11 protein-coding genes and 2 pseudogenes are annotated in these 15345 nt (G+C 66.4%); 11 read left to right on the top strand and 2 right to left on the bottom strand.

Going from position 1 to position 15345, the window contains the following annotated elements; translation table 11 throughout:
• The first annotated feature begins 93 nt into the window (after window positions 1-93).
• The 10 genes and pseudogenes from uvrC to JZ791_RS47205 form a co-directional block, all read left to right on the top strand.
• The gene (gene uvrC, locus JZ791_RS18775; RefSeq protein ID WP_216896444.1) at window positions 94-2304 is read left to right on the top strand and encodes an excinuclease ABC subunit UvrC; all 2211 of its coding nucleotides are present in this window, start codon (window positions 94-96) and stop codon (window positions 2302-2304) included.
• A gap of 213 nt (window positions 2305-2517) precedes the next feature.
• A complete protein-coding gene (gene rapZ, locus JZ791_RS18770; protein WP_216896480.1) occupies window positions 2518-3420 on the top strand; it encodes an RNase adapter RapZ in 903 nt (300 codons plus the stop codon).
• The gene (locus JZ791_RS18765) at window positions 3417-4463 is read left to right on the top strand and encodes a gluconeogenesis factor YvcK family protein (protein ID WP_216896443.1); all 1047 of its coding nucleotides are present in this window, start codon (window positions 3417-3419) and stop codon (window positions 4461-4463) included. The genes rapZ and JZ791_RS18765 overlap by 4 nt, the downstream gene beginning before the upstream one ends.
• On the top strand, window positions 4460-5437 hold the full coding sequence (gene whiA, locus JZ791_RS18760) for a DNA-binding protein WhiA (protein WP_216896479.1): 978 nt from the start codon (window positions 4460-4462) through the stop codon (window positions 5435-5437). Before JZ791_RS18765 ends, whiA begins: the two co-directional genes overlap by 4 nt.
• Window positions 5438-5586: 149 nt before the next feature.
• Window positions 5587-6267, top strand: a complete 681-nt coding sequence (locus JZ791_RS18755) for a YggN family protein (protein ID WP_216896442.1) — start codon at window positions 5587-5589, stop codon at window positions 6265-6267.
• 48 nt (window positions 6268-6315) lie between these two features.
• Window positions 6316-6720 carry a hypothetical protein gene (locus JZ791_RS18750; RefSeq protein ID WP_216896441.1) on the top strand — a complete coding sequence of 135 codons (405 nt, stop codon included), beginning with the start codon at window positions 6316-6318 and terminating at the stop codon, window positions 6718-6720.
• 297 nt (window positions 6721-7017) lie between these two features.
• On the top strand, window positions 7018-8037 hold the full coding sequence (gap, locus tag JZ791_RS18745) for a type I glyceraldehyde-3-phosphate dehydrogenase (RefSeq protein WP_216896440.1): 1020 nt from the start codon (window positions 7018-7020) through the stop codon (window positions 8035-8037).
• A gap of 5 nt (window positions 8038-8042) precedes the next feature.
• Entirely contained in the window at window positions 8043-9254 is a 1212-nt protein-coding gene (locus JZ791_RS45140) for a phosphoglycerate kinase (RefSeq protein ID WP_254205931.1), read from the top strand.
• A 3-nt stretch (window positions 9255-9257) separates the two neighbouring features.
• The gene (gene tpiA / locus JZ791_RS45135) at window positions 9258-10043 is read left to right on the top strand and encodes a triose-phosphate isomerase (RefSeq protein WP_308162979.1); all 786 of its coding nucleotides are present in this window, start codon (window positions 9258-9260) and stop codon (window positions 10041-10043) included.
• An 84-nt stretch (window positions 10044-10127) separates the two neighbouring features.
• Window positions 10128-10333, top strand: a pseudogene (locus JZ791_RS47205) (D-aminoacylase); the annotation flags it as partial.
• A 377-nt stretch (window positions 10334-10710) separates the two neighbouring features.
• Here the strand turns inward: JZ791_RS47205 and JZ791_RS18735 are convergent.
• Window positions 10711-11556 carry an SAM-dependent methyltransferase gene (locus JZ791_RS18735; protein WP_254205930.1) on the bottom strand — a complete coding sequence of 282 codons (846 nt, stop codon included), beginning with the start codon at window positions 11554-11556 and terminating at the stop codon, window positions 10711-10713.
• A gap of 95 nt (window positions 11557-11651) precedes the next feature.
• On the opposite strand from JZ791_RS18735, the gene JZ791_RS18730 reads away from it, so the two are divergent.
• Window positions 11652-12839 (top strand): cytochrome P450, encoded by a 1188-nt coding sequence (locus tag JZ791_RS18730; RefSeq protein WP_216896439.1) that lies wholly within the window; start codon window positions 11652-11654, stop codon window positions 12837-12839.
• Window positions 12840-13260: 421 nt separating this feature from the next.
• Here the strand turns inward: JZ791_RS18730 and JZ791_RS18725 are convergent.
• Window positions 13261-14280: pseudogene (locus JZ791_RS18725) on the bottom strand (alpha-ketoacid dehydrogenase subunit beta); the annotation flags it as partial.
• Between the last annotated feature and the right edge of the window lie 1065 nt (window positions 14281-15345).

Genomic DNA, 15345 nt, shown 5'->3' with positions numbered 1-15345 from the left:
TCGGCCCCGGGGTCGTGTGCCCGGATCGCGCGTGCGCCGCTCCCGACGACTCCGCTCGGTGAATGTGTCGGTGCAGCTCGATAGTCTGGAGACGTGGCAGATCCAGCGACGTACCGGCCCAAGCCGGGCACCATCCCCCTCGAACCGGGCGTGTACAAATTCCGGGATTCCTTTGGGCAGGTCATCTACGTCGGCAAGGCCAAGAGCCTGCGTAACAGGCTGAATTCGTACTTCGCCGATATCGCCGCACTGCATCCGCGCACCCGCCAGATGGTCACCACCGCGGCCAGTGTGGAGTGGACGGTGGTGTCCACCGAGGTGGAAGCCCTTCAGCTGGAATACAACTGGATCAAGGAGTTCGATCCGCGCTTCAACGTCCGTTATCGCGACGACAAGACCTACCCCATGCTCGCGGTGAGCATGAACGAGGAGTATCCGCGCGTCTTCGTCTATCGCGGTGCGCGCAAGAAGGGCGTGCGGTACTTCGGCCCGTACGCGCATGCCTGGGCCATCCGCGAGACGGTGGATCTGCTGCTGCGGGTGTTCCCCATGCGCACCTGTTCGGCGGGGGTCTTCAAGCGGCACGGCCAGATCGGCCGTCCCTGCCTGCTCGGCTACATCGATAAATGCTCGGCCCCCTGCATCGACCGGGTCAGCGCCGCCGAGCACCGCCGCATCGCCGAGGACTTCTGCGACTTCCTGGCCGGCAAGACCGACCGTATGGTGCGCGAACTCGAACGCCGAATGCACACCGCGTCAGAGGAATTGGACTTCGAGACAGCCGCCCGCCTGCGCGACGACGTGCAGGCGCTGCGCCGGGCACTGGAGAAGCAGGCCGTGGTGCTCGGCACCGGCACCGATGCCGACGTCATCGCGTTCGCCACCGATGAGCTCGAGGCCGCGGTGCAGATCTTCCACGTGCGCGACGGGCGGGTGCGCGGGCAGCGCGGGTGGGTCGTGGACAAGTCCGGGGATGCCGTTGACCTGGTGCGTTCGGATGCCGCGGAGGCGGCGCAGGAGCCCGCGAATCAGGGTGCGGAGGGTTCGGTTCGCGCGGTTTCCGACGCGCCGGCGGGCGCGATCCCGGAAGGTTCCGAACCTGGTCGCGATGAAGACGACCGGAGCGTGTCCGACTCGGACGACGACTCCGAGGCGGAGGCTGATGGCGCCGACCCGGCGCTCGTCAGTGAGCTCGGCGCATTGGTCGAGCAGTTCCTCATGCAGTTCTATGGCGAGCAGGCATCCTTCGCCGAACAGACCGCCGGCGAGACATCCGCCACCGTTGTCCCGCGCGAGGTACTGGTGCCCGCCCTGCCCAGTGATCGTGCCGAGGTCCAGAGTTGGCTGTCCGGGCTGCGCGGTTCGGGTGTGCAGTTGCGGGTGCCGCAGCGCGGGGACAAGAAAGCGCTGATGGAGACGGTGCAGCGCAACGCGGCCGAGTCCCTGGCCCAGCACAAGCTCAAGCGCGCGGGCGATCTCACCGCGAGATCGGCCGCGCTGCAAGGCATTCAGGAGGCGCTGGACCTGGACACCGCGCCCCTGCGAATCGAATGCGTCGACATCAGCCACGTGCAGGGCACCGACGTGGTGGCCTCTCTCGTGGTGTTCGAGGACGGTCTGGCGCGCAAATCCGAATATCGGCACTATGCGATCAGGGAGGCCGCGGGCGAGGGCCGCTCCGACGATGTCGCCAGCATCGCCGAGGTCACCCGCCGCCGGTTCCAGCGATTGCGGCGGGATCGGGAGATCGCCGAGAGCAGTGCCGATCTCGCGGCCGATCTCGACGCGGCCGATCCCGGGGCTGATTTCGAGATCCGCACCCCGGCACCGGGTATCGATCCGAAAACAGGTAAGCCCCGCAAGTTCTCCTATCCACCCAACCTCTACATCGTCGACGGCGGCGCGCCCCAGGTCGCCGCGGCCGCGGAGGTCTTGGACGAACTCGGCATCACCGATGTCGCGGTGATCGGCCTGGCCAAACGCCTGGAAGAGGTGTGGGTGCCGGGCGAGCCGGATCCGGTGATCATGCCGCGCAACAGCGAATCGTTGTACCTGCTGCAGCGGGTGCGTGACGAGGCCCACCGTTTCGCGATCACCTTCCATCGCAGCAAACGTTCGCGCCGGATGACAGCCTCGGCCCTGGACGCTGTTCCAGGACTGGGCGAATCGCGCCGGACCGCGCTGGTTACCCACTTCGGGTCGGTCGCCCGACTGGGACAGGCTACGGTTGAACAGATCACGGAGGTCCCGGGCATCGGGGTGGCAACCGCGAAGGCGGTGCTCGCGGCTCTTCGTGGCGAGTGAGTCCGCGCGCGGCGTTTGTGGCACGAATCAAATGTGAGACGGTTACGTCTCGGTGTCGGCTGCCGCGCGTGTCGAGCGCGTGATCTGGGAGAAGGGCAGGATGATCAGACGAGGCGCAAGCATGACGGCCAGCGACGGATTCGGTAGGACATGAACAGCGTGGACTCGAAGGGCACCGCCCGCGACTCGGCGGACGCTGCTGCGCGCGGCGCGGTGGCCCCCGACCTCGCCGACGACGCGGCACGCAAGGTCGAGGTCGTCATCGTCACAGGTCTGTCGGGCGCTGGTCGCGGCACCGCCGCCCGGGTGCTCGAGGATCTGGGGTGGTACGTCCTGGACAATCTGCCGCCCGAGTTGATCCGCCGGATGATCGAACTGGGCGTCTCCGCCGATCCGCCGATCCGCAGGCTCGCGCTGGTGATGGATGTGCGCAGCCGCTTCTTCACCGGCAACCTGTCGGCCGTTGCCGAACAACTGCGCGCGGCGGGCGTGCGCACCCGGGTGCTGTTCCTCGAGGCGTCCGACGACGTGCTCATCCGCCGGTTCGGTTTCGCGCGCCGGCGCCACCCGCTGCAGGGCGAGAGCGCCGACGGCACGCTGGTCGCGGGCATCGCGGCCGAACGCTCCCGCCTTGCCTCGGTGAAAACAGCCGCTGACCTGGTGATCGACACCACCGCGCTGTCGGTGCACCAACTGCACCGCAAGCTGGAGGAGGCGTACGGCGGCGGCGGGCCCGCCGCGCTGCAGATCACGATCCAGTCCTTCGGTTTCAAGTACGGAGTACCACTGGACGCGGATATGGTGTTTGATTTGCGTTTCCTGCCCAACCCGCATTGGGTACCGGAACTACGTGAGCACACAGGACAGGACGCGGTGGTCAGCGATTACGTGTTGTCCCGCCCGGGCGCGGAAGACTACCTGCGGACCTGTCGCCACCTGATTGATCTGACGACCAACGGGTACCGCCAAGAGGGGAAGCGTTACATGACCGTGGCAGTGGGCTGCACCGGCGGCAAGCACCGCAGTGTGGCGATAGCCGAGGCGCTGGGCGAACTGCTCGGCGAGGCGAGTGAGAACAATGTGCGCGTGGTGCACCGGGATCTGGGGCGCGAATGAGTACGGACGCACCGTATCCGGTGCTGGTCGCACTGGGCGGCGGTCACGGGCTCTATGCGACCCTGACCGCTGCGCGCCGGCTGACCTCGAATATCACCGCGGTGGTCACGGTCGCCGACGACGGCGGCTCGTCCGGGCGCCTGCGCGCCGAACTGGGCATGCTGCCACCTGGTGATCTACGCATGGCGCTGGCGGCCCTGGCCGAGGACCCCCAGGGAGTCTGGGCGCGCACGGTCCAGCACCGCTTCGGCGGCACGGGCGCGCTGGCCGGGCATTCGGCGGGCAACCTGATCCTCGCCGCGCTGACCGAGGAGTTGGGTGATCCGGTCGCCGCCCTGGACGCGCTCGGCGAGGTGCTGGGATGTACCGGACGAGTGCTGCCCATGTCCCCGGCGCCGCTGATCATCGAGGCTGACGTCTCGGGCTTGGAGGCCGATCCGCGCGTGAGCCGCTGTATCCGTGGGCAGGTGGCTGTCGCCACGACGCCCGGCAAGGTGCGCCGGGTGCGGCTGATTCCGCAGGATCCGCCGGCGAGTCCGGACGCGACCTCGGCCATCGAACACGCCGACGTGGTGGTTCTCGGGCCGGGTTCCTGGTTCACCAGCGTGATCCCGCACGTGCTGGTCCCCGGGCTGCACGAGGCGCTGGTGCACACCCGTGCCCGAAAAGTCCTGGTGCTCAACCTCGCCGCCGAGCCCGGTGAGACGGCCGGATTCTCCGCCGAGCGGCACCTGCATGTATTGTCCCAGCACGCACCAGATTTCGCCGTGGACCAGGTGGTGGTGGATTCCGGGTCCGTACCCGAGGGTAGAGAACGCGAACATGTAGCAAGAGCCGCCGAACAGCTGCGTGCGCGAGTAACCTTCGCTGATGTCGCGGAGGCGGGGACGGACCGGCATCACCCTGGAAAGCTGGCCGCCGCACTGGATCAGGTGATCCGGCAGCCCCGGTCGGAATCAGCAGGACTTCGAGTCGAAGGACGGCATATGGGCCAGGATGTGCGGTCCGCGTTGGGTGGAAAGGAGCGGGTCTCGTGGCGATGACAGCCGAGGTGAAGGACGAGCTGAGCCGTCTGTCCGTCTCGCAGGTCTCATCTCGTAAGGCGGAACTGTCGGCGTTACTGCGGTTCGCCGGTGGTCTGCACATCGTGGGTGGCCGAGTGATCGTCGAGGCCGAGGTGGATATGGGCTCGATCGCCCGCCGCCTGCGTCGCGAGATCTTCGAGCTGTACGGCTACGGCTCGGATGTGCACGTGCTGGGTGCCGGAGGGTTGCGCAAGACCTCCCGATACGTGGTGCGGGTGTCGAAGGAGGGCGAGGCGCTGGCGCGCCAGACCGGCCTGCTCGACGTGCGGGGGCGTCCGGTACGCGGCCTGCCCGCCCAGGTGGTCGGCGGCAGTATCGCCGACGCCGAGGCGGCGTGGCGCGGGGCCTTCCTGGCGCACGGCTCGCTCACCGAGCCCGGTCGCTCCTCGGCGCTCGAGGTGAGCTGCCCCGGTCCGGAGGCGGCGCTGGCTCTGGTGGGCGCGGCCCGGCGGCTGGGCATCTCGGCCAAGGCCCGTGAAGTGCGCGGCACCGACCGTGTGGTGGTGCGCGACGGCGAGGCCATCGGCGCGCTGCTGACCAGGATGGGCGCGCAGGACACCCGGTTGACCTGGGAAGAGCGACGGATGCGCCGCGAGGTCAGGGCGACGGCCAACCGGCTGGCCAATTTCGACGACGCGAATCTGCGGCGTTCGGCGCGCGCCGCGGTCGCCGCGGCCGCCCGGGTGGAGCGGGCGCTGGAGATCCTGGGCGAGGACGTCCCGGATCACTTGGCCGCCGCGGGCAAGCTGCGCGTGGAACACCGGCAGGCCTCGCTGGAGGAACTGGGCCAGCTGGCCGATCCGCCGATGACCAAGGACGCTGTCGCGGGCCGCATCCGGCGTTTGCTGTCGATGGCCGATCGTCGCGCCAAGGAGATCGGCGTACCCGACACGGAGTCCGCTGTTACCGCCGAACTTTTGGAAGATGCCTGAATTAGACTGTCGCGCAGAGATTTTCCCCGATGGACAGTGCCGGGAAATTTCTCGAATCGGGCGAAATTTCGTGCGTGTCGATGGTTGCGGTGCGCTAGCTTCGTCGTTGTAAGTGACAACGAAGCAGGGAGGGACGCACTGTGACAACAATGGCAGTACTGGAAGGCCGGGTGACGGCGTTGGAAGAGGACCGCACCGACATCAAGTCGGCGCTGACCACGATCAACGCCACCCTGGTCCAGATCGTTGATCAGATGAACGGCCGGTTCGAGCTGATGGGCCGGCGGTTCGAAATTATGACCGACCAGATGGACAGTCGGTTCGAAACGATGACCGAGCTGGTGAATGGTCGGTTCGAGCTGATGGACCGTCGGTTCGATCTGGTGGATCAGCGATTCGACCAGGTGGATGGTCGGCTGAACGAGATGGATGAACGGTCGGCTCGGATGGAAGCCCGGCTGGATCGGTTCGACGATCGGTTCAATGAGATCGACAAGCGGTTCGATCGGCTCGAACTGAGGACCGAGGATCGGTTCGACAAGCTCGATTCCAAGGTGGATCGGTTGGATCTGAGGGCCGAGAAGAAGTTCGGTCAGGTCTTGGCGAGTTGTGATCAGCTCCAGACGAAGGCAAACATTCAACGGGAGCTGACCAACTCGCTCGGTCAGCGATTCGCGGAGCACCAGGACGACAGCCGGGACAGGTTCACCTGGATCGATAAGAATCTGCGTGATTTGCGGGTCTTCGAGCACTCCACAGAAGGAAACTTCGCGGAGCTCAGGGGTCTGCTGGATCCAGGCAGCCGCGACGCGGGCGGTGACGAGGACTGAGCGACCGATCGGCCCGACATGATGAACATACGATTGGGGGAGTTCGAGATGAAGACCGATGAGCGGCTGGATCGGCTCGAGAGAAAGGCTGATCTCCAGCGCGAATTGACCAATTCTCTCGGGTTGAGGGTCGCTGAGAACCAGACAGAGAATCGTGCGCGGTTCGACGGGATCGACCGGCGGTTCGACGGGATCGACCGGCGGCTCGATGCGATGGATCAGCGGTTCGACGGGGTCGAGAAGGCAGCGGACCTCCAGAGGGAGTTGACCAACTCTTTAGGCTTGCGGCTCGCTGAGCATCAGAAAGATAGTCGTGTGCGGTTCGATCGGATCGATGGGAGTCTGCGGGAGCTGCAGGACTTCCGGCGTTCTACGGAGGAGAACTTCGCCGAGGTGAAGGATCTCCTCATTCGGGCACTCGATATTCGCGGAGGAAGCAGCCGCGAGCAATAAGCGACCGACCGGTTGCCGTCGCGACATGAAACCTCCTGTGTCGCGGCGGCTTCCGTCTCGTCGGATCGGGCCGCTTCGGGTACTTTGTCCTCAGCTCGGTAGTCATCCGCTGTCGGATCCGAACTTCTGGCCGGGCAGGCCGCTGAAGTTCGGGGCCGAATGCGTCCGACACGCCGGGCAAGGATGGGTGACACGCCGCATTCGCATAGCGGCAGGGGCCTGTCTGTGAGGTAAACGCTGGGCATTAGGGTGGAACCGCAACGGAACGAATCCGCTTGAAAACTGAGGAGCGATAACGTGACTGTCCGGGTAGGCATCAACGGCTTCGGTCGTATCGGACGTAACTTCTTCAGGGCGGTCGAGGCGCAGAAGGCGCTCGGCACCACGGACATCGAGGTCGTGGCCGTCAACGACCTGACCGACAACGCCTCGCTGGCGACGCTGCTCAAGTACGACTCGATCCTCGGCCGCCTGCCGCAGGATGTCTCGCTCGACGGCGACGACACGATCGTGGTCGGCGATCAGCGGATCAAGGCGCTGGCGATCAAGGAGGGCCCCTCTGCCCTGCCGTGGGGCGACCTGGGCGTCGACGTGGTCGTCGAGTCGACGGGTATCTTCACCAGCGCCGCCAAGGCCAAGGGGCACCTGTCCTCCGGGGCCAAGAAGGTGATCATCTCCGCGCCCGCCACCGACCCCGACATCACCATCGTGATGGGCGTCAACCACGAGAAGTACGACGGCAGCCAGAACATCATCTCCAACGCCTCGTGCACCACGAACTGCCTGGGCCCGCTGGCCAAGGTCCTCAATGACGAGTTCGGCATCGTCAAGGGCCTGATGACCACCATCCACGCGTACACCCAGGATCAGAACCTGCAGGACGGCCCGCACAAGGACCTGCGCCGCGCCCGTGCCGCCGCGCTGAACATCGTGCCCACCAGCACCGGTGCGGCCAAGGCCATCGGCCTGGTGCTGCCCGAGCTGAACGGCAAGCTCGACGGCTACTCGCTGCGCGTTCCGGTCCCCACGGGCTCGATCACCGACCTGACCGCGGACCTGGCGAAGAAGGCCACGATCGAGGAGATCAACGCCGCGTTCAAGGCCGCCGCCGAGGGCCCGCTCAAGGGCATCCTGAAGTACAACGTCGACCCGATCGTGTCCAGCGACATCGTCACCGACCCGCACTCGTCGATCTTCGACGCGCCGCTGACCAAGGTGATCGACGACCAGGTCAAGGTGTACTCCTGGTACGACAACGAGTGGGGCTACTCCAACCGTCTCGCCGATCTCATCGGCCTCGTCGGCAAGTCCCTCTGAACAACATGGCGGTAAAGACACTTCAGGACCTCCTGAACGAGGGTGTCGAGGGTCGGGGCGTCCTGGTGCGCTCCGACCTGAACGTCCCCTTGGACAACGGGGTCATCACCGACCAGGGCCGCATCATCGCGTCGGTGCCCACCATCAAAGCGCTGGTCGAGGCCGGCGCGAAGGTGGTGCTCACCGCGCATCTGGGCCGTCCGAAGGGCGAACCGGACCCGAAGCTGTCGCTGGCCCCGGTCGCGGCGAAGCTGGCCGAAGAGCTGGGGCGCAACGTCCAGCTCGCCGGCGACGTGGTCGGGCAGGACGCCCTGGCCCGCTCCGAGGGCCTCACCGACGGTGACGTGCTGCTGCTGGAGAACATCCGCTTCGACCCCCGCGAGACCAGCAAGGACGATGCCGAACGCGGCAAGCTGGCCCGTGCGCTGGTCGAACTGGTCGGCGATGACGGCGCATTCGTCTCCGACGGCTTCGGTGTGGTGCACCGCAAGCAGGCCTCCGTGTACGACGTGGCCCAGCTGCTGCCGCACTACGCGGGCACCCTGGTCGCGGCCGAGGTGCAGGTGCTCCGCAAGCTGACCACCGAGACCGAGCGGCCGTACGCGGTCGTGCTCGGCGGTTCGAAGGTCTCGGACAAGCTGGCGGTCATCGAGGCCTTGGCCCCGAAGGTCGACACGCTGGTCATCGGCGGCGGCATGTGCTTCACCTTCCTTGCGGCGCAAGGGATTTCGGTGGGCACCTCGCTGTTGCAGGAAGAGATGATCGATACCTGCAAGGATCTGCTGGACCGGTTCTACGATGTCATCCATCTGCCGGTGGATATCGTCGCGGCCGACAAGTTCGCGGCCGACGCGGATTCGAAGACCGTGCCCGCCACCGAGATTCCCGACGGCTGGATGGGGCTGGACATCGGCCCGAAGTCGGTGCGGCGGTTCTCGGCGCTGCTGACCGAGGCCAGGACGGTGTTCTGGAACGGCCCGATGGGCGTGTTCGAGTTCGAGAACTTCGCCGACGGGACCCGCGGCGTCGCCGAGGCGATCGTGAAGGCCACCGAGAAGGGTGCGTTCACGGTGGTCGGTGGCGGTGACTCGGCCGCGGCGGTGCGTAGCCTGGGCCTGCCCGAGGACGGTTTCTCGCACATCTCCACCGGCGGCGGTGCGTCGCTGGAGTATCTGGAGGGCAAGGAACTTCCCGGCATCGCGGTACTGGAGGACTGATCCGTGGCACGTAAACCGCTCATCGCGGGCAACTGGAAGATGAACCTCAATCACCTCGAGGCCATCGCTCTAGTGCAGAAGATCGCATTCGCGTTGCCGGACAAGTACTTCGACAAGGTCGACGTCGCGGTGATCCCGCCGTTCGTGGATCTGCGCAGTGTGCAGACCCTGGTCGAGGGCGACAGGCTGCTGGTCACCTATGGGGCGCAGGACGTTTCGGTGCACGAGTCGGGCGCCTACACCGGCGAGATCAGTGCCCCGATGCTGGCGAAACTGAATTGCTCGTTCGTGGTGGTCGGGCACTCTGAGCGGCGGCAGTACCACAACGAGGACGACGCGATCGTGCTCGCCAAGGCCAAGCAGGCGTTGAAGCACGGGATCACCCCGATCGTGTGCATCGGCGAGGGCCTGGGCGTTCGCGAGGTCGGCGAGCACGTGCCCTACTGCCTCGAGCAGCTGCGTGGTTCGCTGAAAGGCCTGTCGGCGCAGGAGATCTCGAAGATCGTCATCGCCTACGAGCCGGTGTGGGCCATCGGCACCGGCCGCGTGGCCACCCCCGCCGACGCGCAGGAGGTGTGCGGCGCGATCCGCGGCGAGCTGGCCGCACTGGCCAACCCGCAGGTCGCGGCGGGCGTCCGTGTGCTGTACGGCGGCTCGGTGAACGCCAAGAACGTCGGCGAGCTGGTCTCCCAGACGGACATCGACGGCGCTCTGGTGGGTGGCGCGTCGCTCAAGGGTGACGAATTCGCCACGTTGTCGGCCATCGCAGCAGGCGGCCCTTTGCCGTAACTGGCTGCGGTACAACACTTTTCGGCCCGGTCGCGCTGCGTGCGCGGCCGGGCCGATGTGTTACCACAACACTTCATCGCTTCGGGTACCCATTCGGGCGGAGTCCACGGGCTGTCCACCGTTCTGCCGACCCATTGGGCCCGCGATCGGCGCGTGGCCGAAAGCACCTGCTCGAATGCCTTATTCGCAAGCAGTCGCACGATACCGCCGAACTCTTCGGTCTCGACTACCGCGGCACGATCGCAGTGGTCAAGAAGGCCGACATCAATGTCATCGATCGGTCGAGTATCTTGGTTGCCCGGCTGGACAGCTCGACGCCACCGCCGGATCGATACCTGTACCAGAGGCTCGCCGCACGCCTGATACGTCTGCGGACTGTCGGGCATTGGAATATCCGGCGTACGACTGGGTGCCCGCGCGACATTGTGTTCGGCGTCGATGTGGTGATCGGTCAGTATCACCGGGTGATGCGTGGACGCTATGTAATCGGATCCGGTGTGTAGGTAGAAGTTTTCGCGGGCATGATCGAGCACGCGGTAGACACCCGACAGTGCAGAGGAAGTCGGGTGTGGCGACGAGGCTGTCGATGCGGTGGGAGCGCTACCCAACGTCCGTCGGTGTGGGGCAACCAGCGTCGGTGTGGGGCAACCAGGGGATCCGGCTGGGCTCAATCGATCCGCGCGACTCCTGCGAGCATCGACACCGCCTCGGGGCGGGGGTGGGCGCGCCAGGTCTCCGGCCGCCAGGTCATCACCGAGCTGATGCCGGGCGGGACGAGTTCCAGATCGGTGAAGAAGTTGGTGAATTCGGTCGTGGAGCGGAGTTGAAAGGGAATTCCACTGCGCTGGTTGGCCTCTCGGGTTTCGGCCAGGTCCTCCTGAGTGAGGTGGTCGTCGGTGGCGTGGGTCATGACCAGGTAGCTGCCCGGGGCGAGCGGCTCCAGCAGGCGCCGGACCAACTCATAGGGTTTGTGCTCGTCGGTGATGAAATGCATGACCGCCACCAGCATCAACGCGACCGGCTTGTCGAGGTCCAGCGTGGCGTGCAGGTCGGGATGGGACAGGATGCTGTCGGCGTCGTGGAGGTCGGCGTCGAGATATGCGGTGGCGCCCTCGGAGGCGCTGTTCAGCAGCGTGCGGGCGTGGATCAGCACGATCGGGTCGTTGTCGACGTAGACGATGCGTGACTCGGGGGCGATGCCCTGCGCGACCTCGTGCACATTGCCCGCGGTGGGTAGGCCGGCGCCGATATCGAGGAACTGCCGGACTCCGGCCTCTTCGGTGAGGTAGGACACCGCTCGCCGCAGGAACCGGCGGTTTTCCAGGGCGGCGAAACGGACGGTGGGAAACGCCTCGGCGACGGCCTCGGCCGATTCCCGGTCTGCCTCGAAATTGTTCTCTCCACCCAGCCAGTAGTCGTAGCGGCGGGCCGGGTGAGGGGTATTGACATCGATACCTGCCGGTGCGAATTCGGAGTCCACGACGTCCTTCTTCCTGTCGACTAATCTGATCATGTCAGCTCGGAATGTGAATCGGTAGCGGCCGGCTCACACCCTTTTCGGCGGGATAGTCCCGGCGCGGCGGCCGCACCGGCGTGGAAGGGTCACCCATGCAGTTGCAGTACAGCCCATACGATTTCGATGTTCACGACGACCCGTACCCGCATTATGAGCGGCTGCGTACGCAGGCGCCGGTGTTCCGGAACGAGGCCGACGACTTCTGGGCGCTGTCGCGGCATGGCGACGTGCTGACCGCTTTGCGCGATTCCGACCGGTTTTCCAGCGCGAACGGGATGCGGATGGAACCGGCGTTCTGGGGGCCGCAGGCCGAGCAGTTCTTCTCCTTCGTCGCGATGGATCCGCCCAAGCACACCCGCCTGCGCGGGCTGGTGGCGCGCGCGTTCACCCAGCATCGGGTGCAATCGCTCGAATCGCGGCTGCGTGAGATCGCGCGCGGATTGCTGGAACCGCTGCTCGAACGCGGTTCCTTCGACTTGATGTCCGAATTCGCCGGCCCCTTCCCGACCGAGGTGATCTCGGAGTTGGTCGGGGTGCCCGAGGCCGACCGCGATATGGTCCGCAAGCTGGGCATGGAGATCATGTACACCGAGGACGAGTCGACCGATCTGCGGCCGGAGGCCATGCAGGCGGTCGGGGCGCTGGTCGGCTACTACACCGATCTGACGATCGAGCGCGCGCAGCGGCGCACCGACGATCTGCTGTCCGGGCTGCTGGACGCCGCCGACGGCGACGACAGGCTCACACCGGAGGAGATCGTCGGGGTGCTGATCCTGCTGATCGGTGCGGGTATCGAGACCACGATGCTGACGCTGGGGAACGCCTGGCACAGCGCGTGGCAGCATCCCGACCAGCGCCGGGAGGTACTGACCACCGACGGCGCGCGGATCGAGGACTGGCTCGACGAGGCGATGCGCTGGGATCCGGTCGGTCAGACGCTGCTGCGCACCACCACCGAACCGGTCGAACTGCACGGGGTGCGGATCCCGGCCGCCGCACGCATCCTGCTCGTCACGGGCTCGGCCAACCGCGACCCGGAGGTCTTCGAGCGCCCGGACGTGTTCGATCTGGACCGTGACACCGGCGACTCCCTGGTCTTCGGCAGCGGCCGCCATCACTGCCTGGGTGCCAACCTCGGCCTGCTGGAACTGCGCATCGCGTTGCAGGAAATCGTTTCCCGCGTCGCGGACTTCGAGCTGGACTCTGCCGGCATGCGCCGCATCCACGCCTCGAACAACCGCGGCTTCGCGACTCTGCCGACCACAGTGACCCTGCGGTGAGCTGCCCGGGATTCGTTCGCGGGGCAAGCGGTTTGTTGACGCTGCAACCGATCCGTAACACGGATAGCGGGCGCGCCGACATGCACACCGAACCGGCCACCGATCCGGACTTCCCGATGGATCGGCATCGCTTGTCATGGCCGAGATTTCTTCGGATGTTCGCCGGTGCCGCCGCCGCGATCCTGCTGATCCTGTTGGGCGTCATGGCATTCCGCTCCCAGCCGCCATCCCGGCAACTTCAGCCGCAGGTACGGCCACTACCCGCCGTCACGCAGCCGCTCCCGTCGGCCCGCCGAGGCGCACCCATGCCAGGATGAGGTGTGGGTGCGAGAACCGGCCTCCCGCTGCATTCTTGCGGTCGATTCGTCGGAAACCGGACTTTTGAGGCCGAAGAATGCAGCGATAGGCCGGTCCGGCGACCTCACCCCGCGATGAGTTTGGTCGCGGCGGTTTCGATGCTGGTCTCGTCCAACAGGACCGCAGCGGTTGCGGGGCCCAGGGGTACGAAGGTGTCTTCGCTGGTGACGCGGGCGAGGGGGCCGGTGAAACCGGCGTCTACGAGGGTGGCGCAGAGTGATTCGGAGACACCTCCGGTGCGGCGGGTCTCGTCGGCGATCAGGACGCGGCCGGTGGTGCGGGCGTGGGTGAGCAGGTCCTCGACGGGAAGCGGTGCGAGCCAGCGGAGGTCGAGCACGCGTGTGTGGATTCCCTTCTCGGACAGTCGGTGTGCCGCGCGCAGGCTCATCGGGACGCCGTTGCCGAAGGTGACGATGAGCAGATCGGTTCCCGAGCCGTGGATTCGGGCCCGGCCGATGTCGACGGGCTCGGTCGAGGGCTCCGCGAGCCAGGCATCGTCGCCGGATTCGTAGAGGTCTCGGGTGTGGTAGAGGGCGATCGGCTCGAGGTAGACGCAGACGCGGCCGTCGACCCGGGCGGCGGATACGCAAGTGCGCAGCATGGCCGCGGCGTCGTCTGCCCTGGCGGGGGAGGCGATCACCAGGCCGGGGATATCCCGCAGGGCCGCAACGGAATTGTCGTTGTGAAAGTGTCCACCGAACCCCCGCTGGTAGGCATACGAGGCGATGCGCACGACCATCGGATTGCGATATCGGCCGCCGGAGAAGAACTGGAGGCTGGCCGCCTCACCCCGGATCTGATCCAGCGCATTGTGCACATAGGCCAGGTACTGAATCTCCGGGACCGGCACGAATCCGGCCAGTCCCGCTCCCAGCGCGGTCCCCAGCACACTCTGCTCATCCAGCAGCGTATCGAACACCCGCCGCGCCCCGAACCGCCGCTGCAGCCCCTTGGTCACGCCGTACACCCCACCCTTACGCCCGACATCCTCCCCGAAGACCAGCACATCGCTATCCCGCGCGAGCAGTTCACCGAGCGTTTGATTCACCGCCTGCGCCAAGGTCATCGGCGATCGGGCGGCGGGGCTCGAGTCGTCGGCCGCGCCGGAGTCCGCCGAAGTCGACGCGCCGTCGTCGAGTGCGGTTCGATTCGCGGTGTCGGCGCTGGCCTCCGGGTCGGCGGCCGTATCAACGGACGTCTGATTCACCTTCGGCGCCAAGGCCATTCGCGGTCGAGCGGTGGCGATCGAGTTGTGGGGATCCGCCCCGGCATGTGAACTGGAATCGGCTATGGGCGGTGCGGCATCGTTGAGTGCGGTGTGCGGGTCGTCTGCCGCACCGGGACCAGATGCCCTGCCCGATATCGGGTGCGGTGAAGTATCAGTTGTTGCGTTGTCCCATGCGTGGAGTTCGCCGAGCGTTTGGTTCACGGCTTGCACCGAGGCACTTCGCGGTCGGGCGGCGGGCCTCGAGTCGGCGGATTTCGGGCCGGCAGGTGCGGTGTGATCCCCGGTGGGCGGCACATCATCACTTGGGGCGGTTGGAATCGCAGCACCGGAATCAGCGGTGGGCGGCGCGCTCTCGTTGGATGCGGTCAGATTGGCGGTAGTCGTCGAATTCTTACTCCATGTGCCAGTGTCGGTGTCCCGGGTGGTTGACGCGCGTGCGGTTCGATTCGCGGCATTGGCGCCGGTCTGCGGGGCGGCAGCCGTACCGGGACCAGATGCGCTACCTGTAATCGGGTGCGGCGGAGTGTCGGTCGCCATGTTGTCTTGCGAGAGGGGTTTGCCCGGAGCCTGATTCGTCGCCGAGGCCGATCGCGATGAAGCGGCGGCGCTCGAGTGGTCGGGAGCCGGTTCGGCAGGTGTGCTGGAATCGGGTGTGGTTGGCGCGCCGTCATTTGGAGCGGGCCGATTCGCGATGGTGGAGTGCGCTGTGGTCGGTGCGCTGTGGTTCAGTGCGGTCCGATTGGTGGTGGTCGTTGGAGTCGTACTCGAGGTTCTGGCGTCGGGGGTTGGCGCGTGGTCGGTTGCCGTATCCGCTGTCCGCGGTACGGCTGTGCTGCCGTCGGTGTCACTCAGGAGGGCCGAGTCGGGGTCGTTCGGGTCTACGCGGCGGGTGTCGAAGATGCGGGTTCCGTTGGGTGGGAG

Origin of the sequence: Nocardia alni (genome assembly GCF_019038435.1) — a bacterium.
Lineage (GTDB): Bacteria > Actinomycetota > Actinomycetes > Mycobacteriales > Mycobacteriaceae > Nocardia > Nocardia alni.
Note: the sequence above shows the minus strand (reverse complement) of the source record. Positions and strands in the feature narration are given on the sequence as shown.

Coding starts and splice junctions, on each gene's coding strand:
- JZ791_RS18765 (WP_216896443.1), top strand. CDS start 3,417: ATGAGTACGGACGCACCGTATCCGGTGCTGGTCGCACTGGGCGGCGGT.
- JZ791_RS18735 (WP_254205930.1), bottom strand. CDS start 11,556: ATGATCAGATTAGTCGACAGGAAGAAGGACGTCGTGGACTCCGAATTC.
- JZ791_RS18730 (WP_216896439.1), top strand. CDS start 11,652: ATGCAGTTGCAGTACAGCCCATACGATTTCGATGTTCACGACGACCCG.
- JZ791_RS45140 (WP_254205931.1), top strand. CDS start 8,043: ATGGCGGTAAAGACACTTCAGGACCTCCTGAACGAGGGTGTCGAGGGT.
- JZ791_RS18750 (WP_216896441.1), top strand. CDS start 6,316: ATGAAGACCGATGAGCGGCTGGATCGGCTCGAGAGAAAGGCTGATCTC.
- JZ791_RS18755 (WP_216896442.1), top strand. CDS start 5,587: ATGGCAGTACTGGAAGGCCGGGTGACGGCGTTGGAAGAGGACCGCACC.
- whiA (WP_216896479.1), top strand. CDS start 4,460: ATGACAGCCGAGGTGAAGGACGAGCTGAGCCGTCTGTCCGTCTCGCAG.